The sequence below is a fragment of the Kitasatospora sp. NPDC088861 genome (assembly GCF_044750105.1).
In the GTDB taxonomy this organism is placed as follows: domain Bacteria; phylum Actinomycetota; class Actinomycetes; order Streptomycetales; family Streptomycetaceae; genus Kitasatospora.
This window is the reverse complement of the sequence record NZ_JBIVJF010000005.1, coordinates 444330-464967: the sequence shown is the minus strand read 5'-3', so window position 1 is coordinate 464967 and position 20638 is coordinate 444330. Positions and strand designations below refer to the sequence as shown.

Genomic DNA, 20638 nt, shown 5'->3' with positions numbered 1-20638 from the left:
CGCCGTCGCGAGGTGCGCGGGGCGTGCTGGGCCTGCGAGGTCTACGAGGCCTGCGGGGTCAGCGCCTGGTGCCGCAGGACGGGCAGAACGCGGCGCCCTCCGGGATGTCCTGGTGGCACTGGCCGCACTGGGTCGGCTGGGCGAGCCGGTGGCCGCAGCCCGGGCAGAACGGCGTGCCGTGCGTCTCCGCCGAGCACTGCGGGCAGACGAGCTGGCGCGGCGTCCGCACGTCGAACTCGGCGCCGGACTGCTGGCCCTGCTGGTAGGAGCGGTCGGACACCATGTCGTTGAGGCCGCGCCGCTGCGCCGCCATCGCCTCGGCCGCCGTGTCCGGGGCGCAGTTGTGGCACAGGCCCTGGCCCGGGTCGAAGCAGCGGCCGCAGACGTAGTGGGTGCAGCGGGCGCAGCGGTTGAAGTGCACCTGGGCGTTGGTGATCGCGCGCTGGAAGGCGGCGTCGCGCGCGTTGCCCCAGGTGTGGCCGGCCAGGCCGTCGGCGGCGTTGCTGATGGTGTTGGCGTTGCCGCCGATGAGGTTCCAGGCGGCGCTGACGCCCTTGCCGATCCAGCCCGCCACCTGACCGGTGGTGAACGCCTCGAACGACGAGCGCCAGGTGTCGGAGCAGCGGTAGCAGGAGAACTCGAACTGGAAGCCCGCGCCGGTGCCGTGCTGCTCGCACAGGTCGCGGTAGTTGCTGCTGAAGTAGATCTCGGAACTCACGTCGTCCCCGGTCGATGAAGTGGCATGTCGGCAGTCCCCGGGCCCCCCAAGGTGCCGACACGGATGGGGCGGGTCACGGGGGCGCTGCACAGAATCGCACATGCCGTCATATTTTGTGAATCTCTTATGGACAACGCCTCGTGATCGCCGCACCGAGGGACGTCCGGGCCCACCGGTCCGGTTCCGATCATGCCGGTACCGATCAGGCCGGTTCCGGTCCGATCGGAACCGGTCTCGTCGAAACCGGCCGACGTCTCTTCAGAGCCCGGCGACCGGCAGCAGCAGGACCCGCGCCGGATCGAACCGCTCCCAGCCCGCCGGCCGCCCGCTGCGACTCACCCGCAACCGGCACCACCGCTGCCCGGCGGAGTCCTGCCACCAGCCGCTGATCCGCCCGGACGCCCAGGCGCCGTCGCCGAGGTCCACCTCGACCGGCTGGTACACCCACTGGACGTCCGGGTCCGCCGGTTCCCCGACGGCCACAGGACTGCGCCGACTCTCCACCACGGTTCCGCCTCCCGACCCGGCCCCGGCGCGCGGCCTCCCCGGTCGGGCGGCCACGCGACCAGGCGTGCAGCTCACCCCGGAAACTCTACAGGCGTGTAGAGAAGGGCGGGAGGAGTTCCGCCGAAGCCCTCACCCGACTCAGCGGCGGCTCCGGCGCGCGCCACGGCGGCGGCGCCACAGGGCGAACGGCACGACGGCGGCCAGCCCGAGCGCGTCCGGCGCCGACGGCGCCTGCACCGGCGCGGCCGCGCCCGCCGGCACCTTGCCGAAGGTGTCCGGGACGGGCAGGGTGGACCAGTCCGTGAGCGGCCACGCGACGACGAACGCCCGGCCGATCACGTTCCCCACCGGCACGAAGCCGTCACCGGTCTCGTTGTGGTGCGGGCGGGAGTCCCGCGAGTTGTTGCGGTGGTCGCCCATCACCCAGAGCTTGCCCTTGGGGACGGTGACGATGCCCACCGGGTCCTGGTCGCAGGGCGCCGAGCCGGGGAACAGGTACGGCTCGTCCAGCGCGACGCCGTTCACCTTCAGCGGGCTTCCCGCCTTGCACTCGACGGTGTCCCCGCCGACCGCGATCACCCGCTTGATCAGGTCCTTCTCGTCCGCCGAAGGCATCAGGCCGACGGTGCTCAGCACCTTCTGGACCGAGCTCATGACCGAGCCGTCCGCGTGCGTCGGCACGCTCTCCAGCCAGCCGCCCGGATCACGGAAGACCACCACCTCGCCACGCTCGGGCTCGGCACCGAACCACGGCGTCAACTTGTCGACCAGCACCCGGTCGCCGATCGCCAGGGTCTGCTCCATCGAACCGGAGGGGATCGAGAAGGCCTGGACGAAGAAGGTCTTGATGCCGAGCGAGAGCAGCAGGGCGATCACCAGCAGAATCGGGAGCTCCTGCCAGAACGGGCGCTTCTTCCGCCCGCTCTTGGCGTCCGGCTCCGCACCGCCGGTCCCGTCGGCCCCACCGGTCGGACCGCTGCCGCCGCTGCCGTCGCCGCCGCCGGAACCACCGCCGGCCCGGCCGGATCCGCCGCCGGAGGCCCCGAAGGCCCCCGCCGCGCCCGGGACTTCGGGCGCACCCACCGCACCGCGCTCCCCGGTTCCACCGCTCTCGCCGGACTCCGTGCTCTGCTGGACGCTCATCTTCTCGGCCCCTCCCGACGGCCTGGCGGGAGACCGGAACGGAAAACCCCCGCTGTCAGGGAACGAACCTACCGAACGGAGGTTCCCGGGCGCGCCCTGACATGGATCCGCTCACCCTGAGGACCGAACAGACTGAGGAACTCCACCGGCTGCGGCCCGGCGTTGCCGAAGGCGTGCGGGGTCCGGGTGTCGAACTCGGCGGCCTCACCAGCCGTCAGCACCAGGTCGTGCGAACCGAGCACCAGCCGCAGCCGGCCGGACAGGACGTACAGCCACTCGTGGCCCTCGTGCACCTTCAGCTCCAACTCGGGCTCGGTGCCCCGGCCGGGCGGCATGATCTGCTTGAAGGCGTGCAGACCGCCGAGGTGGCGGGTGAGCGGGATGATGGTCTGGCCGTTCCTGGTCACCGGGCGGGGATGGACCCGGGGGTCACCGGTGGCCGGGGCGCCGACCAGTTCGTCCAGCGGCACCCGGTACTCCCGGGCCAGCGGCAGCAGCAGTTCCAGGGTCGGCTTGCGCTGCCCGGACTCCAGCCGGGACAGCGTGCTGAGCGAGATCCCGGTGGCGGCGGCCAGTTTGGCGAGGGTGGTGCCGCGCTCGCGTCGCAGGGCGCGCAGCCGGGGGCCCACCGTGGTGAGGACGTTCTCGAAGTCTTCGTCGGCCATGCCTGCCATTCGCCGGGACGGCAAGGGTGTTTGTCAAACCGGCACACCGGTGCACGGGCGCGCGGGCCCGTCGGCGCGCCCTATGCTGTCCGGCCATGCGCATCCACCTCACCCGGGACAGCGTCGCGGCCGGCGACGACGCCGACGCCCCGCACGCCGCGGCGCTCGCCCTACCCGACGGCCTCGACCTGCCGGAGGCGCTCGCCGCCCTCGGACTCCCCCGGCCGTACCTGCCCCTGATCGGCGGCGGCCGCGCCAGCTGGATCCTGCGCTCCGGCGACGGCACCCCGCTCGCCGTACTCGCCCAGCAGTGGCCGCGCGCCCGGCCGCTCCCGGGCGTCCGGGGCCCGCTCGCCCGTCTGGCCGGGCCGGAGGGCGACGTCCGGCTGCACGCCGAGTACCGGCGCCAGCTGGACCCGGACGCCGAGTACGACCGGCTCGCCGCCGGCTGAGACCGGGGCACCGGAGCCCGCCGGGGCTCCGCCGACGCCCGCCCGGGGCATGACCGGCTGCCCCGCGGCGGGGCCCGGTGGCGGTGTGCGTCGCTACCGGGCCCCGCCGCGGAGTCGGTGCCGGCGGCTACCGGTACTCGCGCAGGCGCGGCCGGACGCCCAGCGCGGTGAGGGCGAGCGCCGCCGCCAGCGCCCCCGCGGCCAGGGCCGCCGTGCTGGCGTCGAGGTCGCCGTCGGTCGCGGCGACCGCCGAGTCCATCGCCATGGCGTTGACCGCGATGGTGTCCCCGATGGCCGTGCTCAGCTGGTCGAAGTCGTAGTTGGACTGCCCCTGGGAGAGACCGGTGTTGAGCGTCACCGCCTCCTTGAGCCGGCCCTCGTCGCGCAGCGCGCGGATCTTCCGGTCGTCCTGCTGGTACTGCTGGAAGGCGGCCAGCACCCGCTCTGCGGCGTCCTGCTCGCCGGGGAAGGTGATGTTGTGCAGTTCGGTGCCGAGGTAGCCGCCGAAGGGGACGGCCGCGTGGTCGGCGCGGTGCCGGGCGGCGGCGGCCGCCAGTTGGGCGTTGTAGTCGGCGAGGGTGGCGCCGTCCAGGCGGGCGATCGCCTGGGTCTTGTCGAGGAAGCTCTGCTCGTAGGCGGCCGCGCGGGACGGGTCGGTGAGGTAGCGGCTCTCGTCGGCGTTCAGGTCGAAGGCGACGGCACGGGCGCGGCTGAGCGCGATCACCGAGTCGTAGGCGTTGCTCTTGGCGGTCACCAGGTGGTCGTCGGCGCGGCTGACCAGGTGCAGGCCGATCGCCAGCACGACGCCGGTGAGCAGCGTGACTGCGGCCAGCGCCGGGTTGACGACGCGGTGGTAGCGCACCGCCAGGACGCGCTGGAGCCCGAGCAGCGCGGCGAGTGCGAGCAGGCCGACCGCGAGCAGCCACCACCAGCCGCTGCCGAGGGCGTCGCGGCGCTCGGTGTAGACCTGCTCGACGGTGGCCTCGTTGGCGGCGGTGACCTGGTCGGCGGCGGGCAGCAGCTGTTGGCGCAGCAGGTCGGTGGCCTGGCGGTAGGCGTCCAGGGCGGCGGGCGAGGGCTGGCCGGCCGAGGCCTTGGCCTGCTCCTCCAGCAGCTGGGCGCGGGCCACCAGGGCCTCGTAGCTGCCGAGCCGGCCGAGCACCTGCTGGACGGCGCTCTGGCCGGCCGGGTCGGCGGCGGCGGCCTGGGCGGCCTGCTGGAGGTCGCCGTCGGCCTGCGCACGGCGCTGCTCGTAGGTGTCGAGGGTCTGCTTGCGCAGCGCCGTGTAGTCGGGGTCGGCGCCGACCAGCAGCAGGTTGGCGGCCTGGGCGTCCATGTCGCTGAGCGCGAAGTAGAGGTCGGCGGCGCGGGTGGCCTGCGGGGCGGCCCGGTGGCCGATGGTGTCGGTGCCGTCGCGGGCCCCGCCGAGGACGGTGGTGGCGGCCGCGCCGAGGCCTATCAGGGCGGCCAGGCTGAGCGTAGTGAGGCCTCGGACCAGGCGCGGAGTGGTCCAGTAGGCGCGGCCGCCGACCGTCCGTGCGCCGTGCCGGAGCCGGGCCAGGGCGCTCGGGGCGGCCGTTGTCCGAATCGCTGTCCGGGCCGATGTCCGGGCCGTTGTTGTGGCCGTTGTCCTGGCCAATGGTCCGGCTGGGGCCGGTTCCCCCGCCGGACCGGTTTCCGTCCCCGGGGCCGCCTCCCCCGTGGTGGCCGTCGTGCCCGCTGCCGAGGTGGTCATGGCCGCACGTTCCTCTCCCCCGCTGCACGGTCCGCCGGGGTTTCCTGCTGAAACCGGAGCAGAACCGTTTCTCTCCGCCGGGCGACGCTAGTGCCGCGCCACCTGCGGGAAGCCGCCCCCTGACGGCTCCTTGACGCCGCCGGGCGCCGTTCTTGACGCATCCTTAGCGACCGTCCCCGGCGCCCGGCGGTGTCCGCCGGTTCGCGGTGGTTCTCGGCGGTGGTGAGTGGTGAGTGGTGAGTGGTGAGTGGTGATGGGTGGTGGCCCGCGGTGGTGGGCGGGTCAGCCCTGCCCGGCCCGGCGGCCGCGGTTCGCCGTGTTCTTCCGCCGGGCCCTCTTCTTGCGGGCGCGCTTGGACATCGCGTGCTCTCCGATTCCGGGGAAGGGCTTCAAGCGGCCTGGCCGACCAACTGGTCTGCCAGCTTGACCAGGCGCTTCAGCGAGCGCTCCTCCTGGGCGGCCTGCGCCACCGGCGCCACCGAACCGCCGTCGTAGTAGGCGCCGTTGGCGACCGCGACGTCCGGCAGGCAGAGCCGGACGACGGCCGCCGCACCCTCCGCCGCCGGCGCGCCGGCCCGCCCGTACAGCGGCAGCAGCGCCGTGTCGCACAGGCCCGGGTTGAGGCTGACGGCGGTGATGCCGGAGCCGGCCGGGGCCATGTCGGCGGTCGCCATGGTGAGCGCGAGCTGCGACTGCGCATACGCGGCCACCCGCGAGTACCTCTTCACCCGGTGCGGGTCCGACCAGTTCATCGAAGCCGTCCGGTGCAGCGAGGACGAGACGTTGACGATCCGGGCGTCGCCGGATGCCGAGAGCGGCGCCCGCAGCAGCCTGGCCAGCAGGTGCGCGGCCAGGAAGTTGACCTGCAGCGAGACCTCGTTGCCGTCGTCGGTCAGCGTGCAGCGCTCGGGCGCCATCGCGGCGGCGTTGTTGACCAGCAGGTCCAGCGCCGGGTAGTGCTTGACGACCGTACCGGCCAGCACCGCGACCTCCGAGAGGCGGGTGAAGTCGGCGGCCAGCTCGACGAGTTGGTCCCGGCGGGCGCCGGCGTCGACCAGCCGGGCGACGGCCGCCTCGGCCTCCGGGGTGGTCCGGGCGTGCACCAGCACGGTGGCGCCCAGCCCGGCGAGCAGCCGGGCGGTCTCCCAGCCGATGCCGGAGGAGGCGCCGGTGACGAGGGCGGTACGAGCGGACAGGGCGGATTCGGACATGACCGTTCCCAGGGTGCGGGGCACCGCCGGCCCTGTCCGGGCCGGGGTGCGGGCTCAAAAGACCTGATGAGATGCGGAACTCGCGCGCCCGCCCGCACCCCGCGCCGATCGGGCGACGGGGCGGGGCGCGGCACGTGCCGTGCCCTCCGGCGGGGAGGCGCGGATCAGCGCACGGCGATGGCGGCCGCGGCGACGCGGACCGGCGGCCGCGGATGCGGCGGGCGGTCGTGGTGGCGTGCCGGGCGGTTCATGCTCCTCATCCAACCGGCGGGCGCGGACCGGGGCAAGCGCCGCGCCGCCGCCCTGACGAATCCCTGACGCCGGGCGAACAGCCGTGCGGCCGACGCCGGTTGCGGCCGCCGGTCAACCCGCACCGGATTTCGGCGCACGGCGGAGCCGGTCGCGAGCGCCGCGCCCGAACCGACCGTGCCGCGCCCCGCCCCGCCCCGCTGTCAGAGCCAGTTGCGGCGCTTGAAGACCACGTACAGACCGGTGCAGACCAGCGCCATCAGCCCGATCGCGAACGGGTAGCCGAACGCCCACTTGAGCTCCGGCATGATCTCGAAGTTCATCCCGTAGACGGTGCCGATCAGCGTCGGCGCGAAGAGGATCGCCGCCCAGGAGGAGATCTTCTTGATCTCGTCGTTCTGCACGTGCCCGGCCTCGGCGAGCTGCTTCATCTCCTCGTTCTGCCGCTGCGAGACCAGCGTCGCGTTCACGGTCAGGATGTTCTGCAGCATCTGCCGGAAGCCGTCCACCCGCTCGGCGGCGTAGGTGGCGTGGTCGGCGACGTCGCGCAGGTAGCGCTGCAGCTCGTCGTCGGTGCCGTACTTGCCGAAGCCCGCCTCCAGGCTCCTCATGATCTCCAGCAGCGGCCGGGTCGCCCGCTGGAGCTCGATCACCTCGCGGGACAGCTCGTAGATGCGCCGGGAGACCTGCGGGTCGCCGCCGAACACCTCCGTCTCGATCTCGTCGATGTCGTGCTGGAGCCCGGCGATCACCGGCGCGTAACCGTCCACCACGGCGTCCAGCACCGCGTACAGCACCGCCTCCGGGCCGAGCGCGAGCAGGTCCGGGTCCGTCTCCAGGCGGCGGCGCACCGCGGACAGGTCCGGCGCCTGGGAATGGCGGACGGTGAGCACGAAGTCGGGGCCCACGAAGAGGTGGATCTCGCCGAAGTCGACCTCCTCCGCCTCGTCCAGGTAGCGCGCGGCACGCAGCACCACGAACAGCGTGTCGCCGTAGCGCTCCAGCTTCGGCCGCTGGTGGGCGACGATGGCGTCCTCGACGGCCAGTTCGTGCAGGTTGAACCGGTCCGCCGCCTCCAGCAGCTGCGCCTCGGCCGGGCGGTACAGGCCGATCCAGGCCATCGCGCCGGGCCGGTCGGGCAGTTCGCGGTAGATGTCGGCGAGGTTCGCCGGTGCGTCGATCCGCCGCCCGTCCCGGTAGACCGCCGCGTCCACCACCGAGCGCTCCAGGGTGACCGGCTCGACGGGCTGGTCGGGCCGCGGATCCATCGAGTGCTCCGGCGCCGGCTGCGTGTCGACGGGGCCGGAGCCCCCGACGGGGCGGGAGAACGGACGCTTGCTCGCGCGCACGGCGCGCACACGCCAGTCGGACATGGCGGATACCTCCACGGTGGGTGCCCGGGCCGCCGTCCGGGGACAGCGGGCCGGAGGCGCCCGGCCGGCCACCACGCGCACGGCGCGACCGGCGGCACCTCGTCGAGGACGAGGTCAGCGCCGCGCGGGAGCCGTACGGGAGGAGGAACGCCGGGTGCCGCGAATGGTGCGGGACAACCGGGGGCGGGGCCGACTTCGACCCGGACTACTGCACTCCACGGCTCTCACCTCCTCGGCTCCGCGCGCCCGCGCACCGAAAGGGGTGCCTGCACAACTCCCGCCGAGTGTAGTACCCGCTCCCGGGTGCCTCCCACCGCCCGCCCCCGGGGGCCCGCGCGGCAACGCTCCGGGCCGGTCGTGCGCCCGGCGCGTTCGGGCTCCAACGGCCGCTCGCACCCTGCCCGTTCGTCCCGCCGATGCGACTACGGGGCCGCCACCGCCCGACTACGCTACGTGTCATGACTTCTTCGGAAACGGCCCCCGGGCGGGGCACGGCGGTGGTGATCGGCGGCGGACTGGCCGGCACGGTGGCGGCCTGGGCCCTGCGCGGGTTCGCCGAGCGGATCGTGGTGGTGGAGCGGGACCGCTACCCGGCGGAGCCCGCGTTCCGGGCCGGGGTGCCGCAGGGCCGACACGCGCACCTGGTGCTGGAGGCCGGGCACCGGGCGCTGGAGGAGATGATGCCCGGCATCAAGAAGGAGCTCACGGAGGCGGGCGCGATGAGGGTCGCCGTCTCGGGCGATCTGAAGTGGCTCAGCTCGGCGGGGTGGATGGCGCAGTACCCGGCGCAGCTCGCCTTCCTCTCCTGCACCCGGCCGGTGCTGGACAAGGCGGTGGTGGACCGGGTCCGCGCCGATCCCACGATCGAGTTCCTGGAAGGCACCGACGTGGTCGGCCTGCTCGGGTCGGCCCGCACGGTGACCGGCGTCAAGGTCCGCGACCGCGGGCCAGAGCGCGGCGAAGTCCGGGAGATCCCGGCCGAGTTGGTGGTGGACGCGGCCGGCCGCACGACCTCGGTGCCGGACTGGCTGGCGGAGCTGGGCCACCCGCCGGTGCCCGAGGAGCGGGTGGACGCGGGCGTCGCGTACTCCTCCCGGCTGTTCCACCGCCCGGCCGGCGTCGACATCGGCTACAAGGCGATATACCTGCAGACCAAGGCCCCCGACGCGCCCCACCTGGGCGTACTGCTGCCGGTCGAGGGCGACCGCTGGATCGTCAGCGTCGCCGGCATGCGCGGCGCCGAACCCGAGCCCGGCGAAGCCGGGTTCACCAAGCAACTGGCCCGGCTGCGCGACCCGAGCATCCGCGAGGCGCTCCAGCAGGCCGAGCCGGCCGGCGAGGTGCGCGGCTTCGTCCCCGGCCCCGGCATCCGGCGACACTACGAACGCAGCGCCCCGGACGGCCTGGTGGTGGTCGGCGACGCCGCCAGCACCTTCAACCCGGTGTACGGGCAGGGTGTCACCGTCGCCCTGTTCTGCGCTCGGGAGCTGCGCCGCACCGCCCTGCGCCACGGCGGCATCGGCCACGCCACGGCCCGGGACGCCCGGCGTGCGATCGCGGCCGTCTCCAAGAACCCGTGGGTGATGTCCTGCACCGAGGACGTCCGCTTCGCCGCCACCACCGGCGGCCCCTCCGGCGCCCTCCTCGCGTTCCAGCACCGCTTCCTCGACAAGGTGCTGGCCGGCGCCGCCCACGACCCGGCGGTCACCGCCGCGTTCCACGAGGTGATGTCGCTGGTCGCCCCGCCGACGCTGCTGTTCCGCCCGTCGCTCCTCGCCGCCATCCTGCGGAGCTGACCGGCCGGGGGCGCCCTCGGGTGAGGAGAGCCGGCCTGCTCCGCACAGCTGCCGACCAGGGGCGCGCCCGGCCCGCCGTGCGCCCCGCCGGAACCGTCAGACGGGCTCCAGGTGCGCGGCCACGTACGGCACGGCGACCTGCTCCAGGGCGCCGCGGCCGAACGCCGGGTGGACGTTGACCTCGAAGACCACGCCGCCGCTCTCGGCGGCGAGGTCGACACCGGCCAGCGGCAGGCCGAGGCAGGCGACCGCGCGGATCGCCAGGTCCGCGAGCCCCCGGGGCAGTTCGGCGGCGGCGAGCGGGGCGGAGACGGCGCCGCGGCTCTCGTTGCAGGGGGCGTCCGGATCCGCCTGCACGTGTTCGACGACCCGGACCACCCGGCCGTCGAGCACCACCACCCGGTACTGGTGCCGGCGGCCGTCCGGGGTGAAGTTGCGGGCGTCCCGGGCGATCAGCCAGTCCGCCCCGTCGTGCTCGTAGTGCCGTGCGGCGGAGGCGAGTTGGGCGTGGGTGGTGACGTGGAAGACGTCGTCGCCGCCCATCCCGACGCAGGGCCGGGCCCAGACGTCGCCGCCGAGCCGGTCGAAGGCCTCGGCGGCGGCCCGCGGGCTCGGCCGGGACAGCGAGACGGTCGGCATGTGCGCGACGCCGTCGCGGGTGAAGCGGGCCACCGTGAGGTCCTTCTCGGTGGCCGCCCGCCAGGCCTGCACATCGGTTCCGAGTGAGCGGGCACCGTGCGCGCCCAGCAGCCGCTGGAAGGGCGCGAAGTCGCGCCGCCGGTGCGGCGGGATCTCGTAGACCACGACGGCGTCGGCCGCCACGCTGCGGCCGTCCGCCTCCAGGCGCAGCCCGCCCTCGTCGTCGGGGCGGATCCGGCCGCCCCCGCCGGTCATGAAGTGCCGGGCGTCGAGCAGCACGGGCGCCCGGCCGGTGAGGGCCCGGGCGGCGGCGACGAGGACGTCCCGGCTTCCTTCGGTCGAACTGTGATCAGTCAGGAGAACGAGCTCACGTCGACCCATGCGGGTCATGGAAGCGCGGGGTCCGCGCCCCGACAAGGGGGCCCCACGAGCCAACACCCGCCCCACTGGCCGAAACCCGCGCGGACGCGGTGCGCTCCCCCGGTAATTCGGGTGCGGACGCTCCACCCGCCCCGCTACCCTGGCCGCATGTCTACGCCCCGAATTTCCTAGCCGACGGACCCGCCTCCACACCACCCGTGTGTCCGTTCGCTGTTTCGGAGCGTTATCCCATGATCACCACCCGTGGTGTCGACCTGCGCGTCGGCGCCCGCCTCCTGCTGTCCGACATCACCGTCCACATCGCCCCCGGCGACCGGATCGGCCTGGTCGGCCGCAACGGCGCCGGCAAGACCACCCTGCTCGCCACCCTCGCCGGACAGCTGCCGCCCGCCGCCGGGACGGTCACCCGCACCGGCCCTGTCGGCTACCTCCCGCAGGACTCCCGCGCCGCCGACCCGTCCGCCACCGTCACCGACCGCATCCTGTCCGCCCGCGGCCTGGCCACCGCCGTCCGCGCGCTGCGCGCCGCCGAGGAGGCGATGGCGCAGGCCGACGGACCGCACGACCAGCGCCGGGCGATGGACGTCTACGTTCGCGCCGAGGCCGAGTTCCAGTCCCGGGGCGGCTACGCGGCCGAGGCCGAGGCCGCCCGGGTCGCAGCCGGCCTCGGGCTGCCCGCCCGGGTCATGGACACCCCGGTCGGCACCCTCTCCGGCGGCCAGCGCCGCCGGGTCGAGCTGGCCAGGATCCTCTTCGCCGACCACGGCACCCTGCTGCTCGACGAACCCACCAACCACCTCGACGCCGACTCCGTCGCCTGGCTGCGCGGCTTCCTCGCGTCCCACCAGGGCGGGCTGGTCCTGATCAGCCACGACCTCGGCCTGCTCGCCGACACCGTCAACCGGGTCTTCCACCTCGACCCGCAGCGCGCCGCGATCGACGTCCACAACACCGGCTGGCGGGCCTACCTCGACCAGCGCGCCGCCGACGAGCGCCGTCGCACCAGGGAACGGGCCAACGCCGAACGCAAGGCCGCCGCCCTGCACGCCCAGGCCGACCGGATGCGGGCCAACGTCGCCACCGCCACCAGCGCCCGCAGCATGGCCCGCCGCGCCGACCGGATGCTCGCCGACCTCGAACCCGCCCGGCAGGCCGAACGGACGGCCCGGATCCGGCTGCCCGAACCCGCCCCCTGCGGCCGGATGCCGCTCGGCGCGATCAGCCTCGCCAAGGCCTACGCCGGCCGCCCGGTGCTCACCGGCCTCGACCTGGCCGTCGACCGGGGCAGCCGGATGGTCGTGCTCGGCCTGAACGGGGCCGGCAAGACCACCCTGCTGCGCGTCCTGGCCGGCCACGAGAGCCCCGACACCGGGCGGGTGGTGACCGGCCCGGGCCTGCGGCTCGGCTACTTCGCGCAGGAGCACGACACCCTCGACCCGGCGCGCAGCGTCCGCGACAACCTCGCCCAGGCCGCGCCCCACCTGAGCGACGGCGAACTGCGGCACGTCCTCGGCGCGTTCCTGTTCCGCGGCGACGACGCCGACAAGTCGGCCGGGGTCCTTTCGGGCGGTGAGAAGACCCGGCTGGCGCTGGCCGGCCTGGTCCACTCCGGCGCCAACGTCCTGCTGCTCGACGAGCCCACCAACAACCTCGACCCGGCCTCCCGGGCGGAGGTGCTGGCGGCGGTCGGCACCTACCCGGGCGCGATCGTGATGGTCACCCACGACCCGGGTGCCATCGAGGCCCTGCGGCCCGACCGCGTCCTGCTCCTCCCCGACGGCGACGAGGACCTGTGGCACGACTCCTACCTGGAACTGGTCGCCCTGGCGTGAGCGGCGCCGCCCGCCCGCCAGCCCGGCCGCGCCCCGCCGGTCTCCCCGGCGGGGCGCGGCCGGGCCTGAACCGCCCTACGGCCTGCGCGCCTCGATCAGGAAGCGCGCGGAGTGGGCGACGAACGGCCCCTCCGCCCGGATCAGGGCGTCCAGTTCGCGCAGCCGGTCCCGGTAGGCCGCCACGGTGAAGCCCGGAACCATCCAGATCACCTTCCGCAGGATATGGCGGGACTGACGTTTCCGCCCAGCTCAGGGGCATGATCGACCATCCGGAGTCAGCAAAAGGTCAGCAAGACTCCCGGAGGTTCCAACCACCATCGCGACCACAGGCCTCACCCGCGGCATGGGCAGCTTCTGCAAGGAGTGCGAGCACCCCGAGTCCCGCTGGAGCAAGTACCCGCACGAGTACAAGATCAGGTACCGCAACGCGGCAGGACGCCAGACGGAGGAATCCGGCTTCGCCACTCAGGACAAGGCCAAGCGAGGAGGCCGTCCGCAACAGCTGGAACACCGCGGCCGCCGGGGGCTCCTACGTCGTCTCCGCCGCACCTTCCACCTGGTACACAGACTTCCGCGCCGACATCGCACGCATCGACGTACCGGTCCCGATCCTGCACGGCACCGGCGACCGCATCCTGCCCGTCGACAACACCGGACGGCCCTTCCGCCGGGCACTGCCGTCCGCCGAGTACGTCGAGGCGGCCGGCCCGGGGGCATCCCCGGGCCGGCCGGCCTGCTGGTGCGGAGCGTCGTGGTGCGGTGCGTCCGGACCCGGCCCGGTCGGGTCGGGTCGGGTCCGGACGCGGGCTCAGTACCTGGTCTTGATCTCGCTCCGAGGGTACGGCAGCGTCCAGTAGTGCTTCTGCCAGATGCCGAGGGTGAGGATCACCCCCTTGCTGCCCCGGCGGTTGTTGGCCTCCGCGATCCCCTTGCCCATGCTCTTGACCAGGAAGCCGAGTGCCTTGAGGATGCCGCCGATGATCTTCGCCACGAAGTGCGGGAAGAGTCCGACGATCAGGCCGATGATGCTGCTGATCGAGCCGGTGTTCTTCAGCAGCTTGGCGACGCGGGCGGCGCCCGCCTTGCTCATGGTGGCGCTCCAACTCTTCAGCCAGCGCAGACCGTCGAGGTCGGCCATGGTGATCGGGTCGACCGGGTAGCCGTAGGCGTTCGGCGAGCCCTCCAGGACCGGGTCGGTCTGGAGGAAGCGGCCGGTGGCCGGGTCGTAGACCCGGACCCCCATGAGGATCAGGCCGCTGAGCGAGTCGCTGGCCCGCAGTTCCCCGCCGTGCCAGCCGTACTCGGTGGTGCCGGTGGCGTCGGCGACGTTGCCGTACTCGTCGTAGTGGTAGACGGCGAGGTCCTGGGTGCCGTCGGGCGACATCTGGACCGAGGCGTCGCCGTGCAGGTTGGTGAGGACCAGGACCGCGCCGCCGTCGGTACCTGTGGCGGCCACGAGCTGACCGCCGAGGTCCGTGACGTTGCGGGTGAGCTTGCCGTTGACCTCGCTGGTCCAGGTCGGCTTGTCGTCGGTGCCGTCGTAGTGGTGGGTGGCCCGGGCCGTGACGGTCCAGGTGCCGTCCTCGCCCCTGGTCTCCGTGGTGGCCGTCGCGAGGCGGCCCGCGGCGTCCAGGTCCCAGGTCTTGCGGGTTCCGCCGAGCGTCTCGCTGCGGATCAGGTCGGTGGCGTGGTAGCTCAGCTGGGTGCCCCGGGGCAGCGTGGTGGTGCGGCCGAAGGCGTCGTACGCGTAACCGGGGTCGGTGATCCGGTCCGCGGCGTCGTAGCCGTGGTTCTCGGCGGTGGTGACGGCGTCGGCGGTGGCCGGGTCGCAGTCGTCGCCGACCGTGGTGCGCTTGGTGCGGTTGCTGCTCCGGTCGAATGCGTAGCTGCGGGTGGCGCAGTCCAGGCCGTTGCCGGAGACGGCCTTCAACAGGCGGCCGGCGGCGTCGTAGGTGTAGTCCTCGCTGGTGCTGTTGCCGTCGGTCTGGGTGCGTCCGGCCTGCTGCCCGTGGACGGTGAAGCCGGCGGTGTCGGCGAGCAGGACGGTCCCGGCCTGGGTGGCGTAGGTCTTGCCGGTCTGGATGCCCCGGCTGTCGTAGGAGCTGGTGAGGGTGTTGCCGCCGGGCAGCGTCTGGGAGACCAGGCGGCCCTCGACGTCGTAGCCGGCGGTGAAGGTGCCCGCGACCGAATCGGTCATGCTGGTGGGCAGGCCGCGCGGGTCCTTGGCGGTGTCGTAGCCGTAGGTGACGGTGGAGGGCACCGAGTCGGACTTCTTCACCACCCGGTCGAGCCGGTCGTACTCGGTGGTGGTGACGCTCCCGGCGCCGTCGTCGTAGGAGACGGGGCGGCCGAGCCGGTCGTAGCCCTGGGTGACGGTCGCCGTCCCGTTGCCGGTGGTCGACGGCTGGCCGGTGGCCTGGTCGTAGCCGTACACGGTGTCGGGCACGGCGGTGCCGGTGCCGCCCGTCACGGAGACCTTGGTCGGGCGACCGGCGCCGTCGTAGGTCCGGGTGGTGGTGCGGGTGACGCCGTTGGCGGACTCGGTGAGGACGGTGACGTTGCCCCAGCGGTCGTACTGGTACGTCTTGGTCGGCAGCTGCGCGGGGGCGCTGCCTCCGGTGACCGCCGCGGCCGGGGCGGTGGAGCAGACCAGCCCGGCCCATTCCGGGCGACCCGCGCACGAGCCGGTGGCGCCGGTGCCGTAGTAGGTGGTGACGGTGGTGCCCGCGTCCGAGCCGTCGGAGTTCGGGCGGGACTGCGAGACCACGCGGCCGCTCGCGTCGTAGCCGGTGGCGGTGGTGATCTTCAGACCCATCGGGTCCTGGACGGACCGGGTGGGCAGGCCCTGGGCCCAGTCGTAGCCGGTGGCGGTGGTGCGCACGTCCGCGTCGGCGGCGTAGCCCTCGATCCTGGCGCCGACCGCGACCGAGGTCTCCCGGTCACTGACCGCGGCGTTCGCCGGGCGGTTCTCGTCGTGGGTGGTGACGGTGTGGGCGCGGGCCGGGACCTCGTCGCCCGCGACCAGGGCGGGGCTGGTGCCGGAGGCCGCCAGGTCGTGCTCCAGGGTGACGAGCTGCAGCGGGTCGTACTGCTCGACCAGTCGCTTGCCGTCCGCCGAGTACACCGACAGGGCGGACAGCATCTGGGCGCGGTCGGCGGTGGAGCGGCCGGCGATGCCGAGGGCGCGCAGTTTGCCCAGGCCCTCACCGGTGGCGGCCAGGGCCAGGATGCGGTTCTCGGCCGAGAGGGTTCGCACCGGGCTGCCGTGGGCGTTGTACTCGGTGGTGACGATTCCGCCGCCGGGGGTAGCGATGTTGACCTCGCGCCCGGAGGCGTTGGTGTAGGTCACCGAGGCGCGGGCGTAGGCGGCGGTGCCGAGGGCCTTGCCGTCGTGGCCCGCCGGTACGGCGTCGGGCGGCAGTACGGCGGTGGCGTCGGTCGGGGCGTCGCTCTGGCCCCAGGCGGCGACGTCGGAGGGGCCCAGCGGGTACGGGGCGTTGGCGCCCGACAGCGGCACGTCGTACACCATCGAGGTGGTCGCGGCGCCGTCGGTGACGTCCTTGCTGCCCTGCTTGAGGGTCGCCCGGGAGGCGGCCAGCAGCATGCCCTCGCCTGCGGTGGCGGCGTTGCCGGCCTTGCCGTACTCCAGCGTCCAGGGCAACTCTCCGGGCTGGGCCTCGGTGGCGACCCGGCCGGCGGCGTCGTAGGTGTAGACGGTCTTCAGCGCGGGACTGATCAGCGGGTCCCAGACCTCGCGCAGGAGGCCCTGCTCGTCGTAGGCGTACTGGGAGACGGCCACGGGGGTGGCGCTGCTCGCGGCGGGCTCGGTGGACCACAGCCGGATCTGCTTCACTTGGCCGGCCACGTCGCCCAGGGCGGCCGGGGTGGCGGTGGTGGCGGTGGCGTAGACGTACTCCAGGACGCGGCAGCCAGCGGTGGCGGGCGCGGCGGCGCAGTCGGCGGAGGCGGTCCCGGCGGTCGGCGCGATGACGTACTTGGGGCGGGCCAGCGTCCGGCCGCCGGCCACGACCTTCTCCGAGACCACGGAGGTGGTGGAGTCGGCGCTGGGCAGCGAGGAGCCGGTGGCCTGCCAGGTGGTGGCCGCCGGGTCGACCTTGCCGAAGGTGACGGTGGTACCGGCGGTGTCCTTCAGCGTGAAGGCGCCGGTGAACGCACCGCTCAGGGTGAGGTCCGCCGCGCCCGGCTCCGGCTTCCAGCCGCCCGCGCCGGTCGCGGTGAAGCCGATCTCACCGCCGGCCGAGGAGACCACCGACACCGAGGTCGGAGAGGTCTGGCGGACGTAGGAGTAGGCGGTCTCGGTGAGTTCGGCGGTGGTGCCGGAGCTCCACTGCGGGCCGAAGATCGCCGCCTGGCCCTCCTGGGCCGAGCCGTTGAGCGGCCGGCGGGAGGAGAACGAGCGCTCGGCGCTCAGGCCGAAGCCCTGGGCGTCGGTGGCCGAGAGCGTGAGGTCACCGGTGAGGGTGTTGACCTGGCCGGGGCCGACCGGGGTCTCGGGGGCGTCGCCGGCGTGCCGGTCGACCGTGACGGTGGTCGGCTCGGTGGCGTCGGTGGCGGTGCCGTCGGTGAACACTGCGCGCACGTCCACCGGGCCGTTCTCGGCCAGGGTGTCGGTGATGTTCCAGGTCAGCGCGGCCGGCTTGCCGGCGGAGGCGGCGAACGGCCAGGCGGCCACCGGCTTGCCGTCGGTGGTGGCTACGTTGGCGACCGGCACGTCCTTCCAGGCGTCGGTCTCACCGCGGCGGTACTGGTAGCGCACGCCGGTGTAGGTGCTGTTGCCCTCCGCCTGGAGCGAGGTGCGGCGGGCCGGGCGCTCGCCGGGGCCCGGGGCCACCAGGGCGGAGCCCTTGCCCGCGTAGAAGGCGTGGGTCTTGTCGGCGGAGACGTTGCCCGCCGCGTCGCGGGTGTGCGCGGTGACCTTGTGCGCCCCGGCCTTGAAGGTGAGCTTGGCCGAGACCGGCGCGCCGGTGGTCGCCACCGTCGCCCAGGCGCCGCCGTCCAGCCGGTACTGGACGTCCTTCACGTCGCTGGTCGGCGGGGTGAAGGTGAAGGTGCCGCTGTAGTCGCCGTTCGCGTCCGGGGAGCCCGCCCACTGGCCGGCCGGGAAGTCCGTGGAGGAGACGGTGGTGGCGCCCGGCGCCGTGGTGTCCACGGTGAAGGTGCGGAAGCCCGACCACGCGCTGTTGGCGGTGCCGTCCCAGGACCGCGAGCGCCACTTGTAGGCGCCCGGCACCAGCGCGGTGCCCGGCGTCCAGGTGAAGGTCGAGCCGGAGGCGGCGAGGCCGGTCCGGCCGGACTGGAGCGCCGCGGTGCCGGTGGACGTCCAGACCTCGAAGTCCAGGGCGATGTTCCCGCCGTCCGGGTCGGTCGCCTTGGCGGACAGCGTCGGCCTGGCCTCGTTGGTCAGCGCGGCGTTCGCCGGGGAGACCAGGGTGGAGACCGCCGGCGGGGTGTTGTACGTCACCGACAGGTACGGGGTGTTGGACGACGCGTTGCCGGAGTTGAACTTCTTCCAGCCGTACGGGTCGGCCTCGTCGGTGGCCCGGATGCCCAGGGTGTTGTTGGCGTTGCCGTTCCCGGCCCAGGCCTTGACCAGGGCGGTGATGTCCTGGTTCACCCAGCCGTCGTTGCAGGAGCTTGAGTAGCCCTTGGTCGCGGTGGAGGTGGCCCACTTGCGGTTCCAGTTGGGCTGCGCCGTCCAGCGGGTGGCGGTGGTGGCGCTGCCGGTGTCCCAGACCTCCCAGCTCTTCGCCGTGCAGGACCAACTGTGGAAGTTCCACAGGTTGAGCTTGCCGCCGGTGATCTGCTTCCCGCTGATCTTCGCCATCGGGAACTGCAGGAAGGAGCGGGCCACCTGGCCGGAGCCGTTGTTGCCCAGCTTCAGCTCGGTCTGCGCGGAGACGTCGGTGCCGTAACCCTGCTGCACGAAGGTGTCGAAGCCGACGCCGATGTTGACCGCGGGGTCGACGGTCACCGGGTAGACGGTCCTCGGGTCGGTCAGGAAGGCGGCGTCCGGGGTGAGCGTCAGATCGATCGCGTCGCCGTCCTGGGTGACCTTCAGCCCGACCGGCGCGGTGCGGGTGTGCTCGCCGCTGCGCTCGTCGACCTGCGCGTCCCACATCACCGGCGCCGGGAGCTGGCCGGCCTCCTGGCCGGTCTTCGGGTCGAGGAACGACACCGAGCCGTCCGGGTTCTGCCGGGCCCGGAGGCCGTCCGCGTCGAGGGTGAGCGTGACGCTGCCGTTGGCGGCCACCGCCGAGCGGTCCTTGAGCTCCAGGAACTGCTCGAAGCCGGTGCGGGTGGACTCGATGACGAGGTCGGTGGCGGTGAGCGCGTCCGCGTACCGGGCGCGGGCGCCGTCCAGCGTGGGGGCGGGCAGGGCACCGCGCCAGGACAGCGACATGGCGGTGCCGTTGCCGTTGTCCAGCGACACCAGCGGGGTGCTCGGGGCCTTCTGGTCCCCGGCCTGGGCACCGGCGGCCTTGAACGCCGACACGGCGGCGGGCGGGGTGGCGCCGGCCAGGGCGAGGTTGAGCGGGTGGCCCTTGGCCTTGACGCTGCCGTCAGGCTGGCGGGCGAGGTCGACGTCGATCGGCTGCAGGCGACCGGCCGCGTCCTGGTAGCGGACCGGCCCGGAGGCGACGTCCAGGGTGGTGGTGCCGTCCGGGTTGATCCAGGTGGTGGTGGACTCGGTACGCTCGTCGACCACCTCGATCCGACGGTCCTCCAGCCGGGCCTTGAGGTGGGCGGTGGCGAGGTCCTTGGCCTCGGCCGGGCCCAGGGACCGGGTGGGCCGCGGGGCCTGCTCCGTGGTGACGGCGACGGCCTGACCGGTCGTCATGATGACGACGGCCGACTCGGCGGCGAGCACCACGGCCAGGGCGACGGCGGTGTTGCGCAGCGCGGTACGGCGGCGGGTCGGCAAGGGGGACGGCGCGCCGGTTGCGGCCCGGTGCCGTGGCGGTTCGCCCGTGGGGCGTGGCATGGAACTCCTCGATGGTCTGTGTGGGTGACGGTTCTTTGTGGTGTCGACGGTTCGTCGGGTGAGGGCCGGCGGTTCGGGAGGGCCGGTCGTTGGAGGAGAGAGGAAGAATCGACATGACGAGCCCATGAGAGTCATGGCGAAGCAAAGCAATCGCAATGAATCAGCCAAATTGCCAGGCGGTCGAAATCGATCGAAAACCGTCCGGAAGATTGGAAACCATTCGAGCCCGGCTACCGCGGATCGAACGGATGCCGACCCCTGGCGGCCCGTGCCCGGGCCACCAGCGCCCACGCCCTCGAACGGGCCGCCGTCCCGTCAAGAGCGCGGACGTGGAGCACCAGGCCTGCGCCGCCGACGACGGCGCAGGCGCGCGTGCTCCAGGCCGCCGCCGGGACCGGCACACGACCACAGGGCGGCCTGGACCTTCGCGGCGACCGCATCGCCCGACGGCCAGGCGGAACCGGCCGACAGGGCCAGGTGGACCGGTAACACCGAGGTCAGGACCGCCCGGAGGCCTCGGCGGCAGGCGGGGCGTCCCAACCGATCGACCTGGCGGAGGGGCCGTCCCAGCCGATCCCGCCGCCCGCACCCCCGGCGGCGAGGGCCAAGGCGGCGGAGGCGGCGAGGGTGGCGAGAGCGGGGACGACCGGGGCGGCGAGGGCGAGGGACACGAGGACGGTGGCGAGCGGGCGGACGGACACGACGGAGTCCTGTTCTGTGCGGGAACCAGGGCGAGGGCGCCGGAATTCTGGGTGTCCGGGCTTTGGCGAGAGAGCGCGCACGGCGAATCCTCCCCTCCACGAACCGTCACGGGAAGCGGATCCGGCAGGCAGGATCAGGCCAGGCAGCTTGCTGCAAAGAGGCCCGGACGACCTGGGCGGGGGCGTTGACCGGATCAGGCCTTGCAAGGGTGTCCACCCGGCGGAAAGATCGA

At 73.7% G+C, this 20638-nt stretch carries 13 protein-coding genes and 2 pseudogenes; 4 read left to right on the top strand and 11 right to left on the bottom strand.

Annotated elements, in window-relative coordinates:
* Window positions 1-58: 58 nt before the first annotated feature.
* From ACIP37_RS13300 to ACIP37_RS13285, 4 genes are all read right to left on the bottom strand, one after another.
* A complete protein-coding gene (locus tag ACIP37_RS13300) occupies window positions 59-718 on the bottom strand; it encodes a double zinc ribbon domain-containing protein (RefSeq protein ID WP_363582685.1) in 660 nt (219 codons plus the stop codon).
* 258 nt (window positions 719-976) lie between these two features.
* Entirely contained in the window at window positions 977-1225 is a 249-nt protein-coding gene (locus tag ACIP37_RS13295; RefSeq protein ID WP_363631316.1) for a hypothetical protein, read from the bottom strand.
* A gap of 138 nt (window positions 1226-1363) precedes the next feature.
* The gene (lepB, locus tag ACIP37_RS13290; RefSeq protein WP_400805734.1) at window positions 1364-2368 is read right to left on the bottom strand and encodes a signal peptidase I; all 1005 of its coding nucleotides are present in this window, start codon (window positions 2366-2368) and stop codon (window positions 1364-1366) included.
* Window positions 2369-2436: 68 nt separating this feature from the next.
* Window positions 2437-3033: a helix-turn-helix domain-containing protein gene (locus ACIP37_RS13285; RefSeq protein ID WP_063350727.1), complete on the bottom strand. Its 597-nt coding sequence runs from the start codon at window positions 3031-3033 to the stop codon at window positions 2437-2439.
* Window positions 3034-3128: 95 nt separating this feature from the next.
* Between ACIP37_RS13285 and ACIP37_RS13280 the strand changes: the two genes are divergently transcribed.
* Window positions 3129-3485, top strand: coding sequence for a hypothetical protein (locus ACIP37_RS13280; RefSeq protein ID WP_363631319.1), 357 nt, complete (start codon window positions 3129-3131; stop codon window positions 3483-3485).
* Window positions 3486-3612: 127 nt separating this feature from the next.
* Here the strand turns inward: ACIP37_RS13280 and ACIP37_RS13275 are convergent, their stop codons facing one another.
* The 3 genes from ACIP37_RS13275 to ACIP37_RS13265 all read right to left on the bottom strand — a co-directional run bounded on the left by ACIP37_RS13275 (window position 3613) and on the right by ACIP37_RS13265 (window position 8053).
* Window positions 3613-5124 carry a hypothetical protein gene (locus tag ACIP37_RS13275; RefSeq protein ID WP_400805736.1) on the bottom strand — a complete coding sequence of 504 codons (1512 nt, stop codon included), beginning with the start codon at window positions 5122-5124 and terminating at the stop codon, window positions 3613-3615.
* 485 nt (window positions 5125-5609) lie between these two features.
* Entirely contained in the window at window positions 5610-6431 is an 822-nt protein-coding gene (locus ACIP37_RS13270) for an SDR family NAD(P)-dependent oxidoreductase (protein ID WP_363582675.1), read from the bottom strand.
* Window positions 6432-6883: 452 nt separating this feature from the next.
* Window positions 6884-8053: a magnesium and cobalt transport protein CorA gene (locus ACIP37_RS13265; protein WP_363582673.1), complete on the bottom strand. Its 1170-nt coding sequence runs from the start codon at window positions 8051-8053 to the stop codon at window positions 6884-6886.
* A 458-nt stretch (window positions 8054-8511) separates the two neighbouring features.
* Here ACIP37_RS13265 and ACIP37_RS13260 point away from each other — a divergent pair, with 458 nt between their 5' ends.
* Window positions 8512-9849, top strand: coding sequence for an FAD-dependent monooxygenase (locus tag ACIP37_RS13260; protein WP_400805738.1), 1338 nt, complete (start codon window positions 8512-8514; stop codon window positions 9847-9849).
* Between the two features lie 96 nt (window positions 9850-9945).
* Here the strand turns inward: ACIP37_RS13260 and ACIP37_RS13255 are convergent, their stop codons facing one another.
* On the bottom strand, window positions 9946-10869 hold the full coding sequence (locus ACIP37_RS13255; RefSeq protein ID WP_371522370.1) for a RimK family alpha-L-glutamate ligase: 924 nt from the start codon (window positions 10867-10869) through the stop codon (window positions 9946-9948).
* 230 nt (window positions 10870-11099) lie between these two features.
* Between ACIP37_RS13255 and ACIP37_RS13250 the strand changes: the two genes are divergently transcribed.
* Complete coding sequence (locus ACIP37_RS13250) at window positions 11100-12701, top strand: ABC-F family ATP-binding cassette domain-containing protein (protein WP_363617083.1); 1602 nt, start codon at window positions 11100-11102, stop codon at window positions 12699-12701.
* Between the two features lie 75 nt (window positions 12702-12776).
* Here ACIP37_RS13250 and ACIP37_RS13245 read toward each other — a convergent pair.
* Window positions 12777-12926: pseudogene (locus ACIP37_RS13245) on the bottom strand (SAM-dependent methyltransferase); the annotation flags it as partial.
* A gap of 239 nt (window positions 12927-13165) precedes the next feature.
* Between ACIP37_RS13245 and ACIP37_RS13240 the strand changes: the two are divergent.
* Window positions 13166-13408: pseudogene (locus ACIP37_RS13240) on the top strand (alpha/beta fold hydrolase); the annotation flags it as partial.
* A 101-nt stretch (window positions 13409-13509) separates the two neighbouring features.
* On the opposite strand, the gene ACIP37_RS13235 reads toward ACIP37_RS13240, so the two are convergent.
* Together ACIP37_RS13235 and ACIP37_RS13230 are read right to left on the bottom strand one after the other, a co-directional pair.
* Window positions 13510-19704: a DNRLRE domain-containing protein gene (locus tag ACIP37_RS13235; RefSeq protein WP_363582665.1), complete on the bottom strand. Its 6195-nt coding sequence runs from the start codon at window positions 19702-19704 to the stop codon at window positions 13510-13512.
* Between the two features lie 497 nt (window positions 19705-20201).
* Window positions 20202-20405, bottom strand: coding sequence for a hypothetical protein (locus tag ACIP37_RS13230; protein WP_363631329.1), 204 nt, complete (start codon window positions 20403-20405; stop codon window positions 20202-20204).
* Window positions 20406-20638 lie beyond the last annotated feature (233 nt).